The sequence below is a fragment of the Mesorhizobium sp. WSM4844 genome, assembly GCF_055811775.1.
This window is the reverse complement of sequence record NZ_JBVVQB010000238.1, coordinates 1-232: the sequence shown is the minus strand read 5'-3', so window position 1 is coordinate 232 and position 232 is coordinate 1. Positions and strand designations below refer to the sequence as shown.

At 62.9% G+C, this 232-nt stretch carries 1 pseudogene; it reads left to right on the top strand.

The features are described 5' to 3' along the window. A pseudogene (groEL, locus tag AC0L2A_RS36590) lies at positions 1-232 on the top strand (chaperonin GroEL); the annotation flags it as partial.

The following is a 232-nucleotide window of genomic DNA, read 5'->3' as shown; positions in this document are numbered from 1 at the left end:
GTCGTCAACAAGCTGCGTGGCGGCCTGAAGATCGCCGCCGTCAAGGCGCCGGGCTTCGGTGATCGCCGCAAGGCCATGCTGGAAGACATCGCCATCCTCACCGGTGGCCAGGTCATTTCCGAAGACCTCGGCATCAAGCTCGAGAATGTCGGCCTCAACATGCTCGGCCGCGCCAAGAAGGTGTCGATCTCCAAGGAGAACACCACCATCGTCGACGGCGCCGGCAAGAAGG